This window comes from Clostridium sp. AM25-23AC (genome assembly GCF_003435125.1).
Taxonomy (GTDB): domain Bacteria; phylum Bacillota; class Clostridia; order Lachnospirales; family Lachnospiraceae; genus Pilosibacter; species Pilosibacter fragilis.
The window spans coordinates 1-5,602 of record NZ_QWGI01000057.1; the positions used below are offsets into that span (position 1 = coordinate 1).

A 5,602-nucleotide genomic window follows, 5' to 3' on the forward strand; every position below is an offset into this window, starting at 1 on the left:
TGCGATTTCCTGCAACATTTCTTTGCACTCCTGATCTACACTTTTTCCATATGAATATTATATCATATGTTAATAAGCATGTAAACATATGTTCGATATTGTTGTAAATAAATAGCGCACCTAACTCATCACTGAAGTAACGAGAATGCGGTGCGTGTTTTTCAAAGTATCGATGAATTCCTGAATATTACTTACGATTATGTCGATAAGCATGGACCGTTTACTGAAGAAAGCTATGAGAAATGGCTGGACACACAGCTCGGAGAAGTGGATTGGGATCGGCTGGAATGGTAGTCGAAATGTACAAAAATCTGACCGATAGGGCAGGAAACTCCTGCTTTATCGGTCCTCTTGCCCTCCGCCCCGCACCAAATACAGCGCCGCATATCTGCGGAATTTGAGATCAATTATCAAACCTTTCCCAAATATTCCCTTTTCAGTTCATCTATTATTTCAAACGGAAAACATTCCGCACAGCCATCCGGGATTCCTTCCAGACGCTCCCACAGCTCTTAAATCATATGACATTTCAACCAGCTTTTGCAACCTGCGGCTTTTTGCTGAATTATGTTCCATACAATATCTTTCGATTAGAATTCATGAGTATTTCTGCATGTTGATCCGCCTTTTCATTTATTATATATTTTATCCTTATTTTAAATTCTACCGAAGGACGTGCGTTGTACCGTTTACCCCTCAAACACGCAGCCGGGCATCCTCTTCTCACCCTCTACCTGCAATATCCCTCCTCAACTTTCTCAAAATCCCCTCTTCCGCCTCCTCATCCAGCGGCTCTCCATACAGCACCCTATACGCAAAATCCTTCGTTGGGAACATTCCCATTTTTACCATCTCTTCCACCTTTGCATCGTCATACTGCTGCCGCAAAAGAAGATATTTATGCGCTGTGGCTTTATGCCGCTCATAGCGTTCTTCCAGATGAAGCGCCTTCACATTCTTCTCCATTCCCGCCTTCGGATGAAAGTGGATCGTGCAGTCAGCAGCCGGGACCTTTTCCATGTTGACTCCCACAGGCAGATCCGGGTAGAGCCATGTACAGCCTTCGATTCCATCTTCATAGGGATTCATTCCCAGGAGCTCTTCCCTTTTCATTCCATTGCAGTTCTGCCCGCTGGGAACAAGATTATAGAAGCACATTGCGAGCGCCGGATATTTTCCCTTCGGAAAGAAATGGTCGATCTCCAGTGTCCTCAGTTTTCCTCCATTTCCATTCTCAACAACATCCAGATACTCTTCGTCACAGTAGGGACAGATCGTGACACCAAGGTTTTCAATAAACATGTACGCATTATATTTCGTTGACGCATCCACATATTTATCACTTCCGGCACTGAAATAATCGGAATACATTCTCTTAAACTCATCAAACTGCAGCAGCTCCGGCCTGCCGATCATCTGCTTCAAAGTCTTCACATCTGCCAGGATAAAATCAGAAAGCCAGCTCCAGTCATCCCTGGCACTCATGTCCTCAAAGGTCCCTGAAACAGTCATGACACGGCTGATATTTGCAAACAGGTCTCTCCTGTATCCCTCCGTCTTCCTTTTCACAAATGCTATAACTGCTTCAATATGAGCGGCCTTAGCTGCGGAAAGCCGCCCCTCTTTCTCGGGTATTTTAATCACGATTTCTCACCTTCTCCATCTGAAGTTCAAATGCCCTGCGGATCATCCGATCCCCGATGTGCGGAATCAACTGCCCCATCGACATCAGGAAAGACTCATCAGCGTCACCATGATCCCCATACATCTCCAGCCGCGAAAAAGCACTCTGCAGAAAGCTTCTAGAATACTCCCCGATGGTGTAATCGAGGAAAAATCCATCCGCCAGGATCGTGTGCATGTTCGCGCCAAAATATTCCTTATCCGACCCGTTCTTTACCAGAGCATTTCCTGTCTCCCGGTCAATCGTCAGCCTGGTGATCTCCTCCGGCAGAACATCAGAAAGCATAAATGGCGAATGCGTGCTGAGTATGATCTGAATCGTAGAAGGTCCCTGATATTTCTCAACGATTCCCAGCATGCGGGCAATAAACTGCCGCGCCAGCTCCGGATGCATATATGCCTCCGGCTCGTCCATCAGTATGATCTTGTCCAGCCCTCTGTTGGTCCTGTCAGAAAACGAAAGCTTCAAATAATCCTCCATCCCACCAAGGACCTTGGCATACTGGTATTCCCCGGTGCTGAGTCTCGTAAACTCGTATGGAAGAAGACACTCCGTAAAAATCCCCGCATCATCCGGACGATACTGCTCCATGCGTTCAAAGAGCTCATCAAACAATTCCCGATACTCCGGTCTCTCCATATCGACCACCGGTATGGAACATGTGTCCACCGTGAAATACCGGTCATCCAGCTTCTCGAGAAAACCGGCAATGTCCTTAATATCCCCCATAATCTGCCATAACAGCCCATGTGGATCCCCATCCCCGGCTCTGTCTATATACTCCGCCAGCCATGTACATCTCCTGACAATGGACATTTTTTCTCCATCTGGCAGCACAGTCGGATCGATGCTCTCCCTGCGCGTTTTCCCTATATAATAGTCCATAAACTCCTGGTAAGCATCCAGGTCCTCCGCCGGCTCCTCTTCCGCATTAAAATTCCGGATCTTCTCGACCCATTTTCTCAGATACTTCGCATAATCCGTCCACAGATCATGAATGAACATCTGCTTGTTCGTCAGCGTTTTCTTCTTTTTCCTCTTCCGTACACGTTCCCTGACCTCTGGATCATAGACTGCGCGTTTCTCATCCTGCAGCCTCTCATAAAACGTCCAGTATTCCTTCTCCACTGCCTTAGAAAGCTTTAATGGATACTGATCCGCAAAATTATGCGTCGACAGCACAAACGAAACCTGACGTTTCCCGCTCCCCGGTTCCAGACTCGTAAGATATTCTCGGATATAGCTGCAGATCTGCCAGAGCGATGTCCTCTGATATGGAAAAGCCGCCCTGCCAATCCAGTCACTCCTGAAATCCGTAAAATCCTCCTTATCATCCGGATACGGCGGTCGTATGAACGCGTGAACATCATAACAGTTCATGAACATTGCCATATCGCGGACCTTTAATTCCGGAAGACCTTTTTCGTATCCATACTCTTTTACCGCGCAAAATCTGACCGCTGTCTCGCCCGGATTCAACGCTTTTTCCAGCGCAAAACGAACCGTCCGCAGCGTCCCCGCACGCCTCGCATTCTCCCTGATCGGCTCCGGAATCGTCGAATCATCCCTCTCCACAGGCTTCGGAAACTGCATGATCTCCATGTCACATATCTCAAGGAAAAATTCCGTATCGCTGATACTATAAAGAAGAAAATACGAGTCATCCTCTCCTTCCCACTTCCTATGATACCGCACATCATGCTTCGCCCCGATCATCTGAAGCAGATTCGTCTTTCCAGACCCTGTTTTTCCAACAAGAATATGCAGGTTGTCAGGTTTCCTGTCTCCACGGATGACCGCAGACGCTGATGATTGACCACGGTATTGGATCGACAGCTTTTTGTTTGAGAAATTGATCTGCCAGCGGGGATCGAAGATGATTTCCTGGGTGGTGTAGTTTTTGAATTTGTTTATGTAGGCGTAGATGAGGATCATGAGTTGGGCTCCTTTATTGGGGGAGATTAAGATTTATGATACAAGATATTTTGATTTAGTTGATATTTTGTCTGTATATTGTGTCTTATTTAAGTTATACACCTACATACGGGTTTGTCAACCTAATATTCTGGTATATATTGTGTTTTCATCTTTCTGTAATGACTCCATGGTAATATTATCTTCAGTTTCCAGTTCTTCCCATTAGATTTGTTCGCGCTTATATATTATTACTAAAACTTCCCACACCGATATGGTGTGTTGAACCTTGAAAATTCAATATTTCAGCCAATAAAAAAGGCATAGACCTGTTCCGTTTGGTATAATGGAATTGACTAGAAACCATCTTTACAAAGGAGATTTATGCCATGTCCAGTATACCACAAAACCATTCTGATGAAAAAGCCCTAATTGACTGCGTTCAGAGATTTTTTTCTAAACACCATATCGGTAAACTTCTTGCCAGATGTAATGGCATGAAAGAAAAAGGTGTTTCGCCGGTTTCTCTGCTTCGTTACAAACTCAGTAACATTTTTGTCGGAAGAAGTATGTATATGCAGCAACAGACCGGCTCTTTTGAGGAAGCGTTTTCCAAGAACACGTTCTACCGTTTCCTTAATTCCGCAAAAACAAACTGGCTCCGTTTTACTTCTCTTCTTGCTGCAGATATCGTAAATCGCGACATCAAAGGTCTGACGAATGATAGCAGGAAAAATGTCTGAGCAGTCTTCCCTATCTCCACGTAAATGCATCAATAAGTCATTTCCTGTCAAACTCTTATATTTCTGATTTTCACAGTTGCCACATTTTATCTGCTTTCCCTCGCGTTTTGGGCATAAACCATTTTTCCAATAGTTCCAACATTGTGTGTAATATCCTGTCTTTCCGGTTTTGGGATTCGGCTTTCCTGATCTCTTGCTATAGACATCAGTTCTGCCCTTGAAGAATGAATAGAAATAGTTGGCGTGTTTTGGTGTAATCGTCTCCAGGTATTCAATTCGTTTCTTAAGAACATCAATCTCAGTCCCTAACTTTTTTGTTTCATTGCCCATACCGCTGCTCATAGAATTATCTACACTTTCTTTTGAATGCACCCTTATGATTTTAACGCTTTTTACCAGTTAAACAAATAATCATCCAAATCTTCAAATGCTTCCTTCAGCTCTGAATCCTTTTCCTGTTCTATTACTTTTTCAAGAAAAATTGCATCTGAATCCGTTCCCACAGCACTTAAATCATATGACATTTCAACCAGCTTTTGCAGCCTGCGGCTTTTTGCTGAATTATGTTCCATGCAATATCTTTCGATTGGAATTCTTGAGTATTCCTGCATGTTGATCCGCCTTACCACTTATTATATATTTTATCCTCTCCATATATAAACTAAGACTTTCCAGATTTAAAATGGAAAGTCTCTCGCGATCCGAACCTCAATATCATCCATGCTGGTCTCCAAAACCTTACCATCACTTGAAAACACTACGGCCCGATCAGGACGATTCAAATTCAAAACACGGAATCCCTCAGCGCAACGGGTAAACGCATAACCATTTACAATCATATCTGCCGCATCTGCAACCTGCTTCACATCAACCATTTACCACCTCCACGCTTTTGATTGGATTTAAGAACTTATCGACATCGAAATACAAATTCTGGAGAATCGGAACTAAATCAATATATTCTTCTTCCGGTTTCTCGTTGTGCTTATACTTTGCCATAACAACAAGATATCCATTGTCCCACTCTTTCACTGCTGTATATCGTTCCAACGAATACGGAGCAATGAACCGGATCACATGGTTTCCGAACTGGAACACGGTATAGTTTTTTTCATTGCTAAGAGTTGCTACGCCACTCATGCCAATTCCTCCTTCAAAAGTTCCGAAACCATTTTATAGGTTCCATTTATTGTTTCCACTCTTTGATATCAACCATGGTATGTTGTGGTCAAGCTTTTTTGTAACACTTGTGGCTAAAAAA

7 protein-coding genes are annotated in these 5,602 nt (G+C 43.8%); 1 reads left to right on the forward strand and 6 read right to left on the reverse strand.

Going from position 1 to position 5,602, the window contains the following annotated elements:
• Positions 1–150: 150 nt before the first annotated feature.
• Positions 151–294, forward strand: coding sequence for a hypothetical protein (locus DW677_RS18460; protein WP_158553055.1), 144 nt, complete (start codon positions 151–153; stop codon positions 292–294).
• A 429-nt stretch (positions 295–723) separates the two neighbouring features.
• Here the strand turns inward: DW677_RS18460 and DW677_RS17275 are convergent, their stop codons facing one another.
• The 6 genes from DW677_RS17275 to DW677_RS17300 form a co-directional block, all read right to left on the reverse strand.
• Positions 724–1,644 (reverse strand): hypothetical protein, encoded by a 921-nt coding sequence (locus DW677_RS17275; RefSeq protein ID WP_117567894.1) that lies wholly within the window; start codon positions 1,642–1,644, stop codon positions 724–726.
• On the reverse strand, positions 1,637–3,619 hold the full coding sequence (locus DW677_RS17280; RefSeq protein WP_117567895.1) for an AAA family ATPase: 1,983 nt from the start codon (positions 3,617–3,619) through the stop codon (positions 1,637–1,639). The genes DW677_RS17275 and DW677_RS17280 overlap by 8 nt, the downstream gene beginning before the upstream one ends.
• Before the next feature lie 407 nt (positions 3,620–4,026).
• Complete coding sequence (locus DW677_RS18465) at positions 4,027–4,671, reverse strand: hypothetical protein (protein WP_181968393.1); 645 nt, start codon at positions 4,669–4,671, stop codon at positions 4,027–4,029.
• A 62-nt stretch (positions 4,672–4,733) separates the two neighbouring features.
• Entirely contained in the window at positions 4,734–4,952 is a 219-nt protein-coding gene (locus tag DW677_RS17290) for a hypothetical protein (RefSeq protein WP_117567896.1), read from the reverse strand.
• A gap of 66 nt (positions 4,953–5,018) precedes the next feature.
• Positions 5,019–5,216 carry a hypothetical protein gene (locus tag DW677_RS17295; protein WP_117471302.1) on the reverse strand — a complete coding sequence of 66 codons (198 nt, stop codon included), beginning with the start codon at positions 5,214–5,216 and terminating at the stop codon, positions 5,019–5,021.
• On the reverse strand, positions 5,209–5,481 hold the full coding sequence (locus DW677_RS17300; protein WP_117567897.1) for a hypothetical protein: 273 nt from the start codon (positions 5,479–5,481) through the stop codon (positions 5,209–5,211). Before DW677_RS17300 ends, DW677_RS17295 begins: the two co-directional genes overlap by 8 nt.
• Between the last annotated feature and the right edge of the window lie 121 nt (positions 5,482–5,602).

Excerpts from the sequence above, each read along its gene's own strand:
- DW677_RS18465 (WP_181968393.1), bottom strand. The coding sequence starts at position 4,671 with ATGGGCAATGAAACAAAAAAGTTAGGGACTGAGATTGATGTTCTTAAG.
- DW677_RS17295 (WP_117471302.1), bottom strand. The coding sequence starts at position 5,216 with ATGGTTGATGTGAAGCAGGTTGCAGATGCGGCAGATATGATTGTAAAT.
- DW677_RS17300 (WP_117567897.1), bottom strand. The coding sequence starts at position 5,481 with ATGAGTGGCGTAGCAACTCTTAGCAATGAAAAAAACTATACCGTGTTC.
- DW677_RS17290 (WP_117567896.1), bottom strand. The coding sequence starts at position 4,952 with ATGCAGGAATACTCAAGAATTCCAATCGAAAGATATTGCATGGAACAT.
- DW677_RS17280 (WP_117567895.1), bottom strand. The coding sequence starts at position 3,619 with ATGATCCTCATCTACGCCTACATAAACAAATTCAAAAACTACACCACC.